The organism is Conexibacter sp. DBS9H8 (assembly GCF_023330685.1).
Taxonomy (GTDB): Bacteria; Actinomycetota; Thermoleophilia; order Solirubrobacterales; family Solirubrobacteraceae; genus Palsa-465.
In genome coordinates this window covers 2,639,222-2,653,950 of record NZ_CP097128.1, presented here as the reverse complement: position 1 = coordinate 2,653,950, position 14,729 = coordinate 2,639,222, and the positions used below count along the sequence as shown (strand labels likewise).

11 protein-coding genes are annotated in these 14,729 nt (G+C 71.8%); 10 read left to right on the top strand and 1 reads right to left on the bottom strand.

All coding sequences use genetic code 11. The annotated features are described in order from the left end of the window. The first annotated feature begins 19 nt into the window (after positions 1-19). The 4 genes from M3M55_RS12605 (at position 20) to M3M55_RS12590 (ending at position 5,886) form a co-directional block, all read left to right on the top strand. Positions 20-211, top strand: a complete 192-nt coding sequence (locus tag M3M55_RS12605) for a hypothetical protein (protein WP_249009856.1) — start codon at positions 20-22, stop codon at positions 209-211. A 160-nt stretch (positions 212-371) separates the two neighbouring features. Then, positions 372-2,009, top strand: a complete 1,638-nt coding sequence (locus M3M55_RS12600; RefSeq protein ID WP_249009855.1) for a hypothetical protein — start codon at positions 372-374, stop codon at positions 2,007-2,009. Positions 2,010-2,077: 68 nt separating this feature from the next. After that, on the top strand, positions 2,078-3,571 hold the full coding sequence (mnmA, locus tag M3M55_RS12595) for a tRNA 2-thiouridine(34) synthase MnmA (RefSeq protein ID WP_249009854.1): 1,494 nt from the start codon (positions 2,078-2,080) through the stop codon (positions 3,569-3,571). A gap of 257 nt (positions 3,572-3,828) precedes the next feature. Then, positions 3,829-5,886: a RecQ family ATP-dependent DNA helicase gene (locus M3M55_RS12590; protein ID WP_249009853.1), complete on the top strand. Its 2,058-nt coding sequence runs from the start codon at positions 3,829-3,831 to the stop codon at positions 5,884-5,886. A gap of 26 nt (positions 5,887-5,912) precedes the next feature. On the opposite strand, the gene M3M55_RS12585 is transcribed toward M3M55_RS12590, so the two are convergent. Beyond that, a complete protein-coding gene (locus M3M55_RS12585) occupies positions 5,913-6,872 on the bottom strand; it encodes a glycosyltransferase family 2 protein (protein WP_249009852.1) in 960 nt (319 codons plus the stop codon). 179 nt (positions 6,873-7,051) lie between these two features. Here M3M55_RS12585 and alaS point away from each other — a divergent pair, with 179 nt between their 5' ends. The 6 genes from alaS to M3M55_RS12555 all read left to right on the top strand — a co-directional run bounded on the left by alaS (position 7,052) and on the right by M3M55_RS12555 (position 14,680). Continuing rightward, the gene (gene alaS / locus M3M55_RS12580; RefSeq protein ID WP_249009851.1) at positions 7,052-9,709 is read left to right on the top strand and encodes an alanine--tRNA ligase; all 2,658 of its coding nucleotides are present in this window, start codon (positions 7,052-7,054) and stop codon (positions 9,707-9,709) included. A 4-nt stretch (positions 9,710-9,713) separates the two neighbouring features. Further along, a complete protein-coding gene (ruvX, locus tag M3M55_RS12575; protein ID WP_249009850.1) occupies positions 9,714-10,121 on the top strand; it encodes a Holliday junction resolvase RuvX in 408 nt (135 codons plus the stop codon). Positions 10,122-10,201: 80 nt separating this feature from the next. Beyond that, positions 10,202-10,684 (top strand): CHRD domain-containing protein, encoded by a 483-nt coding sequence (locus tag M3M55_RS12570; protein WP_249009849.1) that lies wholly within the window; start codon positions 10,202-10,204, stop codon positions 10,682-10,684. 84 nt (positions 10,685-10,768) lie between these two features. After that, complete coding sequence (gene mltG / locus M3M55_RS12565; protein WP_249009848.1) at positions 10,769-12,043, top strand: endolytic transglycosylase MltG; 1,275 nt, start codon at positions 10,769-10,771, stop codon at positions 12,041-12,043. Next, positions 12,036-12,860: a shikimate dehydrogenase gene (locus M3M55_RS12560; RefSeq protein WP_249009847.1), complete on the top strand. Its 825-nt coding sequence runs from the start codon at positions 12,036-12,038 to the stop codon at positions 12,858-12,860. Before mltG ends, M3M55_RS12560 begins: the two co-directional genes overlap by 8 nt. Next, the gene (locus M3M55_RS12555; protein WP_249009846.1) at positions 12,857-14,680 is read left to right on the top strand and encodes a GspE/PulE family protein; all 1,824 of its coding nucleotides are present in this window, start codon (positions 12,857-12,859) and stop codon (positions 14,678-14,680) included. Before M3M55_RS12560 ends, M3M55_RS12555 begins: the two co-directional genes overlap by 4 nt. Positions 14,681-14,729 lie beyond the last annotated feature (49 nt).

Genomic DNA, 14,729 nt, shown 5'->3' with positions numbered 1-14,729 from the left:
GGGTGCCGATAGACATGGTGTGCGCCTCTCCGGCCTCTCCCTGATCGGTCTGCTGCTCGCCCTCGCCGCCGTCGCTCTGCTGATGGCCGGCCAGCTCTCCGGGCACGGCACGGGGTCCCATGCGGCCGGTCTCGGCGGGTACGCCAACGCGATCACCCATGCCCGCCAGTCGGTGCTCGCCCAGGATCGGGCTGCGGCGACGACGCCCTGACCCGGTCGCCGGCGCCCGGCGTGACCCGTCGCCCGTGCCCGGCGGGACACGATCAGGCTGACATCCGCCGTCGAACGTGGTACACAACCTACCTGACGATCTCTGGCCCGCGCGGGAGGGAACCGGGTCGCGGCACACAAGAGATGAATTGGAGGATGGAGTGAGCCTTTTCCTGGCTGAGAAGCCCCGGCACGCCGGTGCGTGCCCGATCGCGCGGGGTCCGCGCCTCAGACGGATCGCCCGGCGGGCGATCGGGATCGCGGGGGCGACGGTCGCCTTCAGCGCCGCACCTGCGCTCGCCCAGACCGGGCCGAGTGTGAGCGTCAGCGGCCCGTCGTCGATCACGACGACCGGTGCGCTCGTCAACGTCACCGTCAACCCGAACGGGGTTGACACCTACTACCAGCTCAACTACGGGCCGAGTTGCAGTCAGCTCACCCAGTCGACCGGCTATCAGGACGCCGGGTCGGGCACCTCTCCGGTGGTCGAAACGATCGCCCTCAGCCAGCTCGCCCCGAGCCAGACCTACTGCTATGACGCGGAGATCTTCCAGAACAGCACGCAGGTCGACATGACGTCGTCCACCGAGATGGTGACGACGACGCCGAACCCGACCGGGCCGGGGACCCCGATCGTCACGCCCCAGGACCCGAGCGGCACAAACTATGGAAACGGCATCTTCTCCGGGGACTGCAACACCGATATCCGCTGTCTCAACGACATGAACGGTGTCCGTGCCGCCCAGGAGGGTCTGCCGCCGCTCGGCCTGCCGAGCAACTGGACGAGCCTTACCGAGCCCGAGCAGATGTTCGTGGCCGTCAACATGGAGCGTGTGAGCCGCAACCTCACAGCGATCCCGGTGCTCGTGAACACCTACGACGCCGACGTCTACGCTGGTATGAAGAGCGACAACGACCCCGACCTGTCGAACTTCAACGCGTCCTGGAACTGGGAGTCGATCTGGGCCGGTGGCAACGCGACCGTCCTCGGGGCCATCTACGGCTGGCTCTATGACGACGGCTACAACAGCGGCAACCTCGACTGCACGAGCCCGAATGCCGCCGGCTGCTGGGGGCACCGCAACGCGATCCTCGACAACCCGGCGGGCAACCTCAACCCGACGGAGATGGACGCGGTCGTCGGAACCGACAACAACGGCCAGCCCTCCTACGCGGCGGCGTTCACGAACAACACCCAGACGGCGTCGAGCAACGTCGTGTTCACCTGGGCCGCAGAGCAGCCCTACCTCGCCGGAACCGGCGTGAGCGGGAACGGCGGTACGGGCGGTACGGGCGGTACGGGCGGTACGGGCGGTACGGGCGGCACGGGCGGCACGGGCGGCACGGGCGGCACGGGCGGCACGGGCGGCGGCGGAGCCGGCCACGCAGCCCCGACCGACAGTGCCCTTCACCTCGCCCAGGGCGGATTCCGCGCCCTGCCGGGCCGGGGTGGCCCCTCGATCGTGCCCGTCGGCCGCGACCGGCGGATCGGCACGGTCGTCTCCTATCGTGACTCGCAGGCGACGACGAGCATCTTCGTCGTCTTCCGCGGCGTCGCCGGAACGATGTCGCGCGGCCGGTGCGTGCGTGACCACGGTCGCGGCCGTCACCGCGGCAAGCGCTGCGTCGCCTACATCGTCGTCGGCACCTTCAGCCACCGCGACCAGGCCGGCCTCAACCGGTTCCGGTTCACCGGGCGGGTGCGCGGCCGGATGCTGCCCAAGGGCCAATACGTGCTGACCGCCTCGGCGGGCACGAGCGGTGCGATCCTCGTGTCGCGCTTCCGGATCATCCGCTGACCCGACACGGCGGGGTGGGGCCCGAGTGGCCCCACCCCGCCCCAGGGCCGGTCCTATCCTCGCTGAGGATGGACACCGAGGCCCTCGAGCATCACCTCACATCCCCCCAGGGGCAGGGCCACACCCCTGTCGGCGCTCACACGGTGACCGCCGAGGGGGGCAGCTGCGGCGACCGGGTCCGGATGTCGCTGGCCACCGACGGTGAGCGGGTCACCGACGCGGGGTTCCTGGCCGACGGGTGCGGCACCCTGACGGCTGCCGCGAGTGTCGCGGTCAGTCTCGTGCGTGGCGTCGGGCTGCTCGCCGCCGCCCGAATCGGGGCGCGGGAGATCGCCGCTGAGCTCGGCGGCCTGTCGGCGGGCAAGTTCCATGCCGCCGAGGTCGCCGCGGACGCGCTCGCACGAGCCCTCGGGGCCTGTGTCACCCGGGCCGGCGCCCTTCCCGCCCCCGCGGAGGGAGCGCGCACCCTCGTCGCGATGTCCGGCGGGGTCGACTCGGCGGTCGCCGCCACCCTCTGTCAGGACGTGGGGGAGACGGTGGCGGTCACCCTCGAGCTGTGGGCCGATCGCGACCATGACGCCGAGCGCTCCTGCTGTTCAGCGAGCGCGGTCGCCGTGGCCCGTCGCCTCGCCCACGACCTCGGACTGCCGCACGTCACCGTCGACCTGCGCGACGCCTTCCGGGCCGGGGTCGTCACCCCGTTCATCGCCGCCTACCAGGCGGGCGAGACACCGAACCCGTGCGTGCGCTGCAACGGGGAGGTTCGCATCGATGCGATGGTCGACCTCGCCGACCGGATCGGCGCTCACCGGCTCGCGACCGGCCACTACGCGCGGCTCAGCGAGGACGGGCTGCTGCGCCGCGCCGCCGACCCGGCCAAGGACCAGACCTACATGCTCGCCGGGGTCAGCCCCGCCACCCTGGCGCGGCTGCACTTTCCCCTCGGGGAGCTGACCAAGCCCGAGGTGCGGGCGATCGCCGCCGCCCGCGGCCTGTCGGTCGCCCAGAAGCCCGACTCCCAGGACCTGTGCTTCCTCGCGGGTACCGATCGCGCGAGCTTCCTCGCCCGCCATGGCGGGCGCCGCCCCCGCCCCGGGGAGATCGTCGCCGTCGACGGCCGGGTCCTCGGCTCCCACGCCGGCCAGGAGCTGTTCACCGTCGGCCAGCGCCGCGGGTTCGGGGACGTGCGCGGGGTCGACGGCGAGCCGTTGTACGTGCTCGCCCGCGACGCGGCGAGCAACCGGCTCACCGTCGGGGCCCGCCGGGACCTGATGGTCTCGGGGGTGCGCCTCCGCGACACCCGCCTGCACGCCCCCAGCGACCGGGTCAACCAGGTCAAGCTGCGCTACCGCTCCACCCCGATTCCCGCTCGCCTCGAGGCGGCTGGGCCGGGCCGCCACGCCTCACTCACCCTCGAGCTCGACGAGCCGGTCGCCGGGGTCGCTCCGGGCCAGCTCGCCGCCCTGCTCGATGGCGAGGTGATCATCGGGTGGGGCGCAATCGCCCCGCCGCCCCGGGCGCCCGCCGCGCCGGCCGCCGCTCGCGGCACCCGAGCCGGCTGACCGGGCGCCCAGACCCGACGGTCGTGACCGGGCGCCCAGACCCGGCGGTCGTGACCGGGCGCCCAGACCCGGCGGTCGTGACCGGGCGCCCGCGAAACGAGGGGGGACTTTTGTGTCCCCAGAACGCAAAAGTCCCCCGTCGTCGGCTGCGGGCGCCCGATCGCACCCCCGGTGCTCGCCGTCACCGCGGAAGCGTCGCCTGCCCGTCGTCCCGGCGCGCCCGGACCGTCCGGCCGGTGCGCTGTCATGGTGACCCCGTGCCGTCGCTGATCACCGTTGAGGAGTTCCGTTCCCGCGCCACCGTGCTGCTCGGTCGCGCCGACGAGCTCACGCCGGCGCGGGTCGACACCGACCTCGCCGAACTGCGCGCCTGCTGGCGGGATCTCGACGCCGGCGTGCGTCCGGAGATCGCAGACGTCGTCGCCGCGCTCGCCGCGCTCGCCGACTCCCGTCGCAGCGACACGGAGGCCCGGCGGGCCCTGCAGGGCCTCGATGGGCTCCAAGCGCCACGCGTTCCGGTCCGCCGCTTCGAGGGGCCCGCCACGCCGGAGGCGCTGCTCGCCCACTTCGGTCTCGACGCCTTCCGTCCCGGCCAGCGTGACGCCGTCGCGGCGGCCCTCGCGGGCCGGGACGCACTCGTGGTGATGCCGACCGGCGGCGGCAAGAGCCTCTGCTATCAGCTGCCAGGCGTCGCCTCACCGCGGTTGACCGTCGTCGTCTCGCCGCTGATCGCGCTGATCGCCGACCAGTACCGCCGGCTCGTCCGCGACGGGCATCCGGCGGTGATGTTCGCGTCCGGGATGGGGGAGGCGGCGCTCGCCTCCGCCCGCGCGCAGATCGCCGACGGTTCCGCCCGGATCGTGTTCTGCTCCCCTGAGCGGTTCGCCTCGCCGTCCTTCACCGCCGCGCTCGAGCACCGCGGCGTCGACCTGTTCGTCGTGGATGAGGCCCACTGCCTCAGCGAATGGGGCCACGACTTCCGGCCCGACTATCTGCGGCTCGAACGGGTCATCGCCCGGCTCGGGCGCCCCGCCGTGATGGCGGCGACGGCGACGGCGACCGAGCAGGTGTCGGAGGAGATCGTGCGCCGGCTCGGTCTTCGGGACCCGGTGATGATCCGGTCGGGGTTTGACCGGCCGAACCTCTCCTTCGACGTGATCGGCGTGGACGGGGAAGGCTCGCGGGAGCGGCGGATGGCGCTGCTCGCCCACGGTCTCGCCGACCCGGCGCAACGTCCGGCGATCGTCTATGCGGGCACCCGCCGGGAGGTGGAGGAGGTCGTCGACCGCCTCAGCGCCGAAGGACTCACCGTCGTCGGCTACCACGCCGGCATGCCCGCGGAGCAGCGAGCGGCCGCCCAACACCGGTTCATGAGCTCCGACGCCGAGGTCGTCGTCGCCACGAACGCGTTCGGAATGGGGGTCGACAAGGCGGATGTGCGCAGCGTCTGGCACGTGACGATCCCGACGAGCGTGGAGGCCTACTACCAGGAGGCCGGCCGCGGGGGGCGCGACGGCCGCCCGGCCCGGGCGGTGCTGCTGGCCGGCCGCGCCGACCTCGGGCGGCTGATCACGTTCATCCGCCGGGACGGCCTCGGCCCGGAGGCCGTCGAGGGCTTCCTGGACCGCCTCGCCCGGGACGCGGTCGCGGCGGGCGGCGGCCCGTTCGTGATCGACGCGCCGCGGGCCGATCGTGACCGGGTCTGTCTCGGAATCGCCGAGCGTGCCGGAGCGCTCGCGATGGACTTCACCGGCGGCGGACGGCTCTCGCTCACCCTGCGTGAGCGCACGCCCCAGCGGCGCCGCGCGATCGTCGAGATCTGCCAGACGGCGACCGAGCGCAACTGGCGCGCCTATGCGGCGGTGAAGGAGTACGCCTCCGCCGAGGGGCGCTGTCGGCGGAGGATCCTGCTCGACCACTTCTCGGACGCGTCGATCGCGACCCCGGATGGTCGCTGCTGTGACGTCTGTGACCCCGACACGATCGGGCTGCCCGACCCGGCGAGCCTGCCGGCCCGGAAGGCCCGACGGGCGGGTTCGGGTTCTGGCCGAGGTGTCGGGGGAGGTCGCTCCGGCAGCCCGGAGGCCGTCCTGTCAGACGCCGACCGGGAGCTGCTCGCCCGCCTGCGGGGCTGGCGGATGGAGGCGGCGGAGGGAAAGCCCGCCTACACGGTCGCCCACAACGCGGTGCTCGAGGCGATCGCCGCCGCCCGTCCGGCCTCGGCGACTGAACTGGGCGCCCTCTCCGGGATCGGGCCCGCGTTCCTGGAGCGCCACGCCGCCGCGGTGCTCGAGCTCGTCGCGGCGGCGGACTGACCGAGCGCGGTCGGGCCGCCTGCCGCTCAGGCGGCCAGTTCGGAGACGGCGAGCTCGGCCACGGCCGCCCGGGCGGGGCGCACCGGAACCGGTGCGGTGCTCTCCGCAGCCGTCGCGACGAGCACGGTCATCAGCGCCTCGGCCTCACGGTGCTCCTCCCAACCGCGGGTGTCCGAGCCGGCCGGCAGCCACTGCCCGGAGCCGTGGGCGGGCACGAGCGTCGGCACGAGGCGGATCTCCGTCCCGGTGCTCTCACCGACCCGGCCGGGCCGCCGGCGGCCGAGGCGGAAACGCTGGTGCAGCAGGGTGCCCAGCACACGCCACCCATCCCGCCACGCATGCAGATTCGACACCCCCGAACGACGACACAACTCCCAGGACGGCACCTCCACCACCGACAACCCCGCCCGCACCGCCGAACAGACCAACTCCATCTCAATCTCAAACCCATCCGCAACCAACCCCAACCGCCCCACATCCCGCCGCCAAAACGCACAAAACCCATAACACAAATCCGTGAACGCCACCCCGAACAGCCGATTCGCCAACCACACAAACCCCCGATTCCCGACATCCCGCAACCACGTGAAATCAGACGACCCACCCCCCGGCAAATACCGCGACCCCTTCACAAACTGAGCCCCCCCCACCAACGCATCGACGAACACCCCCACCTCACGCGGATCCGTCGACCCATCCGCATCCAACATCACCACCACATCACCTGAGGCCGCCGCAAACCCCGCCCGCAACGCCGCCCCCTTACCCCGCGCCCGCTGATGCACCACCACCACATCCGGACGCACATCCGCAACCACCAACTCCGTCCCATCCACCGACAACCCATCCACCAACACCACCTCATCCACCCACCCAGGCACATTCTCCATCACCCACCCCACCGACTCCTCCTCATTCAACGCCGGCACCACCACACTCACCGACGGACGGACGGCGTGACGGGCAAACGGATCGGTGCGTTCCATGGTGCTCCCCTGTTCGTGTGGCGCTGTTGGTCCCGCGGTCCGGAACGCTCCCGGCCCCGGACGGCCTCACCGCACCAAACGCTCCCGTACGGCCGAGGTTGGGGGGATGGACATCGGAGATCTTCCGGGAGCTCCGAGCCGGAGCCGGCGGCCCGCCCCCGCCTACACTCGCGACGACCATGGCGATGAGCTCGGATGAGATCCGCACCACCTTCCTGGACTTCTTCGTCCAGCACGACCACCGCGCCCAGGACGGCGCCTCCCTGATCCCGCCCGCCAGCGACACTTCAGCGCTGTTCATCGTCGCGGGGATGCATCCGCTGAAGGCGTACTTCGCCGGAACCGAGGCGCCGCCGGCCCCGAGGCTGACGACCTGTCAGCCGTCGTTCCGGACCGGGGACATCGAGAACGTCGGCGTCACCGCCCGCCACCTCACCCTGTTCGAGATGCTCGGCAACTTCAGCTTCGGTGACTACTTCAAGCGCGAGGCGATCCGCTTTGCCTGGGACCTCAGCCGGGAGGGGTTCGGCCTCAACGGCGACGACATCTGGGTGACCGTGTTCGGGGGGGACGAGCGCCTCGGACTCGGTCCGGATGAGGAGGCGATCGGGTACTGGCTTGAGGTCGGGATGCCGCGCGAGCGGATCATCGAGTTGCCGCGCGAGGAGAACTTCTGGGAGTCGGGTACGACGGGGCCCTGCGGCCCAGACTCGGAGCTCTACCTCGACCGGGGCGTCGCCTTCGGCAGCGCCGATGATCTCCCCGGCGGTGAGAACGCCCGCTTCCTCGAGTTCTGGAACCTCGTCTTCATGCAGTTCAACCAGGACCCGCCGAACGCGGTCACCCCGCTCCCGGCCCAGAACATCGACACCGGCATGGGCCTGAACCGGATGGCGGCGATCCTCCAGGGCAAGGAGACGGTGTTTGAGACCGACCAGTTCCGGCCGCTCATCGACCTGGGTGAGGAGCTGTCGGGCCGCCGCTATGAGAGCGGCGATCCCGCGGTCGACCGCGCGCTGCGCCTGCTCGCCGACCACTCGCGGGCAATGACGTTCCTGATCGCCGAGGGTGTCGTCCCCTCCAACGAGGAGCGCGGGTACGTCCTGCGCCGCATCATGCGCCGTGCGATTCTCCAGGGTCGCCAGACCCTCGGTCTCGGGCCGGGCTTCCTCACCGCCTACCAGGACCGGGTGACCGAGCTGATGGGCTCCCACTACCGCCAGCTTGCCGAGCATCGTGACACGGTCGCCAAGTGGCTCGCGTCGGAGGAGGAGAACTTCGGGCGCACCCTCGAGCAGGGATCGCGACTGCTCGATGAGCTGATCGGCCGCGCCCGGGAGATCGGCGCGGAGGGGATCGCCGCCGAGGACGCCTTCCTGCTGCACGACACCCACGGCTTCCCGATCGATCTGACGCTCGAGATCGCCGCCGAGGCTGGTCTCGGCGTCGATGAGGAGGGTTTTGAGGGACTGATGTCCCAGCAGCGACGCAAGGCGCGGGAGACCGCCAAGTTCGCCGGAGTCGGGGCGGCGCGCCAGCAGGCTGAGACCTTCGCTCGGGGAACGGGTTTTGTCAGTGACTTCTGCGGGTACGCCCAGACCGCCGTCGAGACGACGGTCGGCGCCGTGACCGAGACGTCCGAGGGTGCGGTGCTGCTGAAGCTCACCGAGTCGCCCTTCTACGCGACCGGGGGCGGACAGATCGCCGACACGGGGACGATCGTCTGTGCCGAGGGGGACTGCCGGGCCGAGGTCGCCGACGTGCTGCGCCTCGGTGACGATCAGGTGATCGCCGTCCGCGTCGCCGAGGGCGCGGCGCCAGACGCCGGGACCCGGGTCCGCGCGATCGTCGACCCGCGTGCCCGGCACGCGACCGAGGCCAACCACACCGCGACGCACCTGTTGCACGCCGCGCTCCGAGCCCGGCTGGGCGAGCACGTCCACCAGGCCGGCTCCTACGTCGGTCCTGACAAGCTGCGCTTTGACTTCAACCATCCGGCCGCGCTGAGCGCCGCCGAACTCGCCGACGTCGAGGATCAGGTCAACGAGTGGATCCTCGGCGCCTTCCCCGTGCGCGCGCTCAGCACGACCCTGACGGAAGCCCGCGCGCTCGGAGCGATGGCCCTGTTCGGGGAAAAGTACGGGGAGATCGTGCGGATGGTCGAAGTCGGGGACGGCAGCTTCTCGCGTGAGCTGTGCGGCGGCACCCACGTCCGCAACAGCGCCGAGATCGGCGTCCTCCGGATCGTCTCTGAGACCTCGTCGGCCGCGAACGTTCGCCGGATCGAGGCACTCACCGGCCCCGCGGCGGTCGCCCTGCTGCGTGCCCACGATCGCGTCGCCGTCGCCGCCGCTCGGGAACTGCGGGTCCAGCCAGACCGGCTCGCTGAGGAGGCCGTCACCCTCCGCCAGAAGGTCAAGACCCTTGAGAAGGCGGCCGAGAAGACCGCCGTCGGCGCCGCGGGCCATCAAGCGGACCTCGAGGGCCTGCTCGACGGCGCTGAACGGATCGGTGAGTACGCCATCCTCGTGCGCGCCGTCACCGGTGTCGGGGCCGCGCTCCCCTCGCTCGCGGAGGCACTGAAGGCCAAGCTCGGGGCGGCCGTCGTCGTCCTCGCCGAGCCGGGGGAGGGCAAGGTCGACCTCGTCGCCGCCGTCGCGCCGGCCCTGATCGACCGGGGGATCAGCGCCGCCGACCTCGTCAAGTCCGCCGCCGCCATCGTCGGCGGGGGCGGCGGGGGACGCGCTCACGCCGCCCGCGCCGGCGGCCGGGATGTCGCCAAGCTCGATGAGGCCCTGCGGGTCGCCCGGGACCAGATCACCGCGCAGCTCACCTGAGCGGATGGGGCGGACCCTTGCGCTCGACTACGGCAGCGCCCGCTGCGGGGTCGCCGTCTCAGACCCCACCGGAGTACTCGCCCGTCCTCTCGATCCGGTGCTCGCCCCCGCCGCCACCCCCGGCTTCCGCGCCCTGCTGCGCCTCATCGACGAACTGGAAGTGGATCGGGTCGTCATCGGTCTGCCGCTGTCGCTGCGCGGTGGTGACTCCGACCAGACCCGTGAGGTGCGGGCCTTTGCCGCCCGTCTGTCCAAGGCGCTTGAGCACCGGCGCTCCGGCCCTCCGGTCGAGCTCTACGACGAGCGGTTCACCACTCGGCTCGCGGCCCGCGACGGCCCCGGGGCGCGGGCGGCCGAGGACTCCCGGGCCGCTGCGCACCTGCTCAGCTCCTGGCTGGCCGCCCAACCCTGAGTGAAGGAAAGTCTCACTGAGCAAGGGAAGTCTCAGCGGGGCTGAAGCTTACCGTTACGCAACGCCGCTGAGATGGTGTGATGTCCTCACGAACCTTCGTTCCCTGGCTGGCGCTCGGCGCCGCCGCCATTGTGCTTGCCGGCTGCGGCCAGTCCTCCGGCTCAACGGCCGGCGCCGCGGCCCCGACGGGAGTGCCGACAGTCAACGGCGCCCCGGTCGTCATCGACAAGTCGGTCCTCAGCGGCACCACCGAGCCGACCGGCGGGGCCCAAGGCGGGGTCGGAGACGCGATCGTCGCCCTCCACCTCGGCTCGATGATCTGTTACCGGTTCGCCCACCTGCACGGCTTCCAGACCGCGACGGGAGCGACCCTCGGCCTCGGGCCGACCGGCAAGCCGGGCAAGATGGTGCTCGTGCTGTCCCCGGGCCCGCGGCTCCACCACCAGGGGTGCGTCCACGCCCCGGCGGCCGTCTGGAACGGACTGAAGGCGGCCCCGGGCCACTACTTCGTCAACATCACAAGCGCACACAATCCGTCCGGCGCCGTCCGCGCCCAGCTCTGAGTCGACCCCGCCGACCGCGGAGGGCCTAAGCTAAGGGCCGGCCGAGCCCTCCGGGGGTGAGCAGGCGCGCGGCCGCCCGGTGACATGAGCGATTCCCACGAGCGCAGCGAGATGGAGCGAGAGGCAGCCCGTCGCGCCCGCGAGGCGCGACGCAGCGAGCGTGCCAGCACCCCACCGGTGCTACGGATGGAGGCGCCACCGGCCTCCACCGAGCGCCCGGCCCGACCGGCCGGCCGGCGCCCGGCGACGCCGCGGACCCCGCTGAGCTCACGGTTACCGTCACCTCCGCGGGCGCGACGCCCCCGTGGTGTGCGGCGGGTCCGGCTCCTCTTCCTCGGCCTGTGTGTCGTTCTCGTCGTCATCGTCGGGTGGTTCCTCAACGCGCTGCTCCAGCCGTTGGGCGGCAGCGGCTCAGGGCAGGTGCGGGTGAACGTTCCGGAGGCCTCGAGCACCGCTGCGGTTGGCGACCTGCTCGCCCGAGACGGCGTCGTCGCCTCCGGATTCTTCTTCAAGATCCGTGCTGAGCTCGCCGGCGACCATTTCCGTGCGGGCACCTATCGGCTCGCCCACGGAATGTCCTACTCGGCGGCGCTGACGGCGCTGCTGAAGGGGCCGGCGCTCCCGCCGAGCGTTGAGGTGACGATCATCCCCGGAAAGTCCCGCTACCAGCTCGACCGCCTGCTCCACGCCGAGGCGGTGCCCGGCAGCTACCTGGCCGCCACCGTCCACTCACCGCTGCTGAATCCGCGCCGCTACGGGGCGCCCGCCCACCCCCCGTCGCTGGAGGGCTTCCTCTACCCGGACACGTACCAGCTACCCAAGCCGCTGTCCATCTCCGCCCTCGTCGCCGACCAGCTGACCCGCTTCAAGGTCGAGATGGCCAAGGTCAACCTCGCGTACGCGGCCGCCCACAACCTCACCGCCTACGACGTGCTGAAGATCGCCTCCCTCGAGGATGCCGAGGCGGCGCTGCCCGGGGACCTTGCCAAGGTCGCCTCGGTCATCTACAACCGGCTTGCGCTCGGGATGGACCTCGGCCTCGACACGACCGCCGCGTACGCGGCCAACAACTACAGCGGCAACCTCACCGCCGCCCAGCTCGCCTCCCGGTCCCCGTGGAACACGCTCAACCACCCCGGGCTGCCGCCGACGCCGATCGACAGCCCGGACCTGGCCGCGATCGAGGCGGCCGCCCACCCCGCCCACACCCACGACCTCTACTTCATCGTCCGGGTGTGCGGCAACGGCGCGCTCAACTTCACCTCCAGCTACCCGCAGTTCCTGCTCTGGTCCCGCCAGTACGACGCGGCGCTCGCCGCCCGTGGGGCGCGCCGCACCGAGTTCTGCGGCCATGGCTGAGCCGGGCCGGGCCCCGGCGCGCCTCGGCGTGCTCGGCTGGCCGGTCCGGCACAGCCGCTCCCCGGCGATGCAGAACGCGGCGCTCGCCGCCGTCGGGCTGACCGATTGGCGCTACCAGCTGCTGCCGGTCCCGCCGGCCCGCTTCCGTGACGTCGTGGGCGCCCTTGCCGCCGTCGGGTTTGCCGGCGCGAACGTGACGATTCCGCACAAGCCGGCCGCACTCGCGCTCGCTGACGTCGCCACCTCGCGCGCGGCGGCGATCGGGGCGGCCAACACACTCCAGTTCGGCCCCGACGGCCGCATCAGCGCCGATAACACCGACGGCCCGGGGCTGATCGCGGCGCTCCGGGCTCGTGGCTGGGACCCGCGGGGCCGGACCGTTCAGATCCTCGGGGCGGGCGGGACCGCCCGCGCGGCCCTGTGGGCGCTCGCGGAGTCTGGGGCGATCCCGCTGGTCTGGAACCGCACCCCCGAGCGCGCGGAGGCGCTCTGTGCCGAGCTCGGCGGCCATCCCGTCCCCGAGCCCGAACCGGCCGAACTACTCATCCAGACGACCGCCGCCGGCCTCGGTGGGTCCGATCTGCTGCCAAACTTCAAGTGTTTGGCTCCGACAGCCGATGGGCTCGGCAGATATCGGATTGTGGTCGACTTCATGTACAGCAGCGCTGACCGTTACCTGCTTGACCGCGCCGCCCGTCAGGGCGCCTCCGTGATCGACGGCCTTGAACTGCTCGTCCGCCAGGGTGCGCTCAGCTTCGAGCAGTTCACCGGGCGGCCGGCTCCCGTCGGCGTGATGGAAGCCGCGGCCCGATCATGAGCGCGCTCGGCCGGTCACACAGCGACCCCGGGACAGCGTCGGCGCCCGGAACGGGCCCGGACCCGCCGCCGACCACCGGGTCGGCGGCGGTCACCCCGCTGCCGGTCCCCGGACTCACCCGGGCGCGCAGCGGCGGCCCGAGGCGCTCGGTGATCGAGGCACTGATCACGCTCGGCCTGATCACCCCCGAGTTCGCCGAGCGCGCGCGCGCCGCCGCTCGGGAGCAGGGCGTCACCGTCGAGCGGCTTCTGCTCGAGGACCGGACCCTCACCGCCGAGCAGATCGCGCGGGCTGTCGCGGACGCCCACCGGCTCGACCACATCGACCTGGCGACCTTCGCGGTTGACATGGCGGCCGCCAACCTCGTGCCGGCCGTCGCCGCCCGGCGCTGGGGGGCGGTGCCGGTCGCCTTCGTTGACGAGGGCACCCTGCTCGTGGCGATCTCCGACCCGGCGAACCTGCTCGCCATCGACGACATCCGGCTCACCACCGGCCTGCGGATCCATCGGGCCGTCGCGTCCAGCGAGGACATCGAGGCGCTCGTCAGCCGCCTCAACCGCTATGAGTTCGACGTCGCCGAGGCGGTCGAGGAGGATGAGGAGACCGCCTCCCTGGAGATCACCGGCCTGCGCGAAAGCGCCGATGACGCGCCGATCATCAAGCTCGTGCACTCGATCCTCGCCGACGCGGCCGAGCGGGGCGCCTCCGACGTGCACTTCGAGCCTCAGCCGACCCGGACCGGAACCCCGGGGGAGATGCGCGTGCGTCTCCGTGTCGACGGCGTGATGGTCGAGACCGCGACGGTACCCCGGCGGATGGCCGCCGGGGTGATCAGCCGCGTCAAGATCATGGCCGACCTCGACATCGCCGAGCGGCGCCTGCCCCAGGACGGCCGGGTCGGGTTGAGCGTCGACGGTCGCCACATCGATCTCCGGGTCGTGACGATCCCGAGCGTGCACGGGGAGTCGGCCGTGATCCGGATCCTCGACCAGCGCGCGATCCGGCTCGATCTCGACCAGCTCGGCCTCCAGCACCACGAGCTGACGCACTTTCGGCGGGCCTTTCAGAAAGCCCACGGGGCGATCCTCGTCACCGGACCGACCGGATCGGGCAAGTCGACGACCCTGTACGGCGCGCTGCGGGAGCTCAACACGGCGGAGAAGAACATCATCACGATCGAGGATCCCGTCGAGTACCAGCTCCCCGGGATCACCCAGATGCAGGTGAACGTCCGCGCCGGCCTCACCTTCGACTCGGGGCTGCGGTCGATGATGCGGGCTGACCCCGACATCCTGATGGTCGGGGAGATCCGCGACCGTCAGACCGCCCAGATCGCCGTTGAGGGCGCCCTCACCGGTCACCTCGTCCTGTCGACGCTGCACACCAATGACGCGCCGTCGGCGATCTCCCGGCTCGTCGAGATGGGGATCGAGCCGTTCCTGATCGCCTCGGCGATCGAGTGCGTCGTCGGCCAGCGCCTCACCCGTACCCTGTGTGCGCACTGCAAGGAGCCGGTGGTCGTGCCCGCCGCTGTGCTCGCCGACAACGGTTTCTCGGTGCGCTTTGACATCGAGGCCCACCAGCCGGTTGGCTGCGTCCGTTGCGGCGGGATGGGGTACCGCGGCCGCACCGGGATCTATGAGGTGATGATGATGACCGAGGAGCTGCGCGAGCTCACCCTCGCCCGTGCCTCCGCCGACCAGATCGCCGCGATCGCCGTCTCCCAGGGGATGCGCCGGATGCGTGAGGATGGCCTCGAGAAGGTCAAGGCGGGGATCACCTCGCTCGCTGAGGTCACCCGGGTCACCGGGTCGATCTGACCCTTCAGATCTCGTCGGGCTCTGCCGATAAAGGCAACGCCCCTGTTTT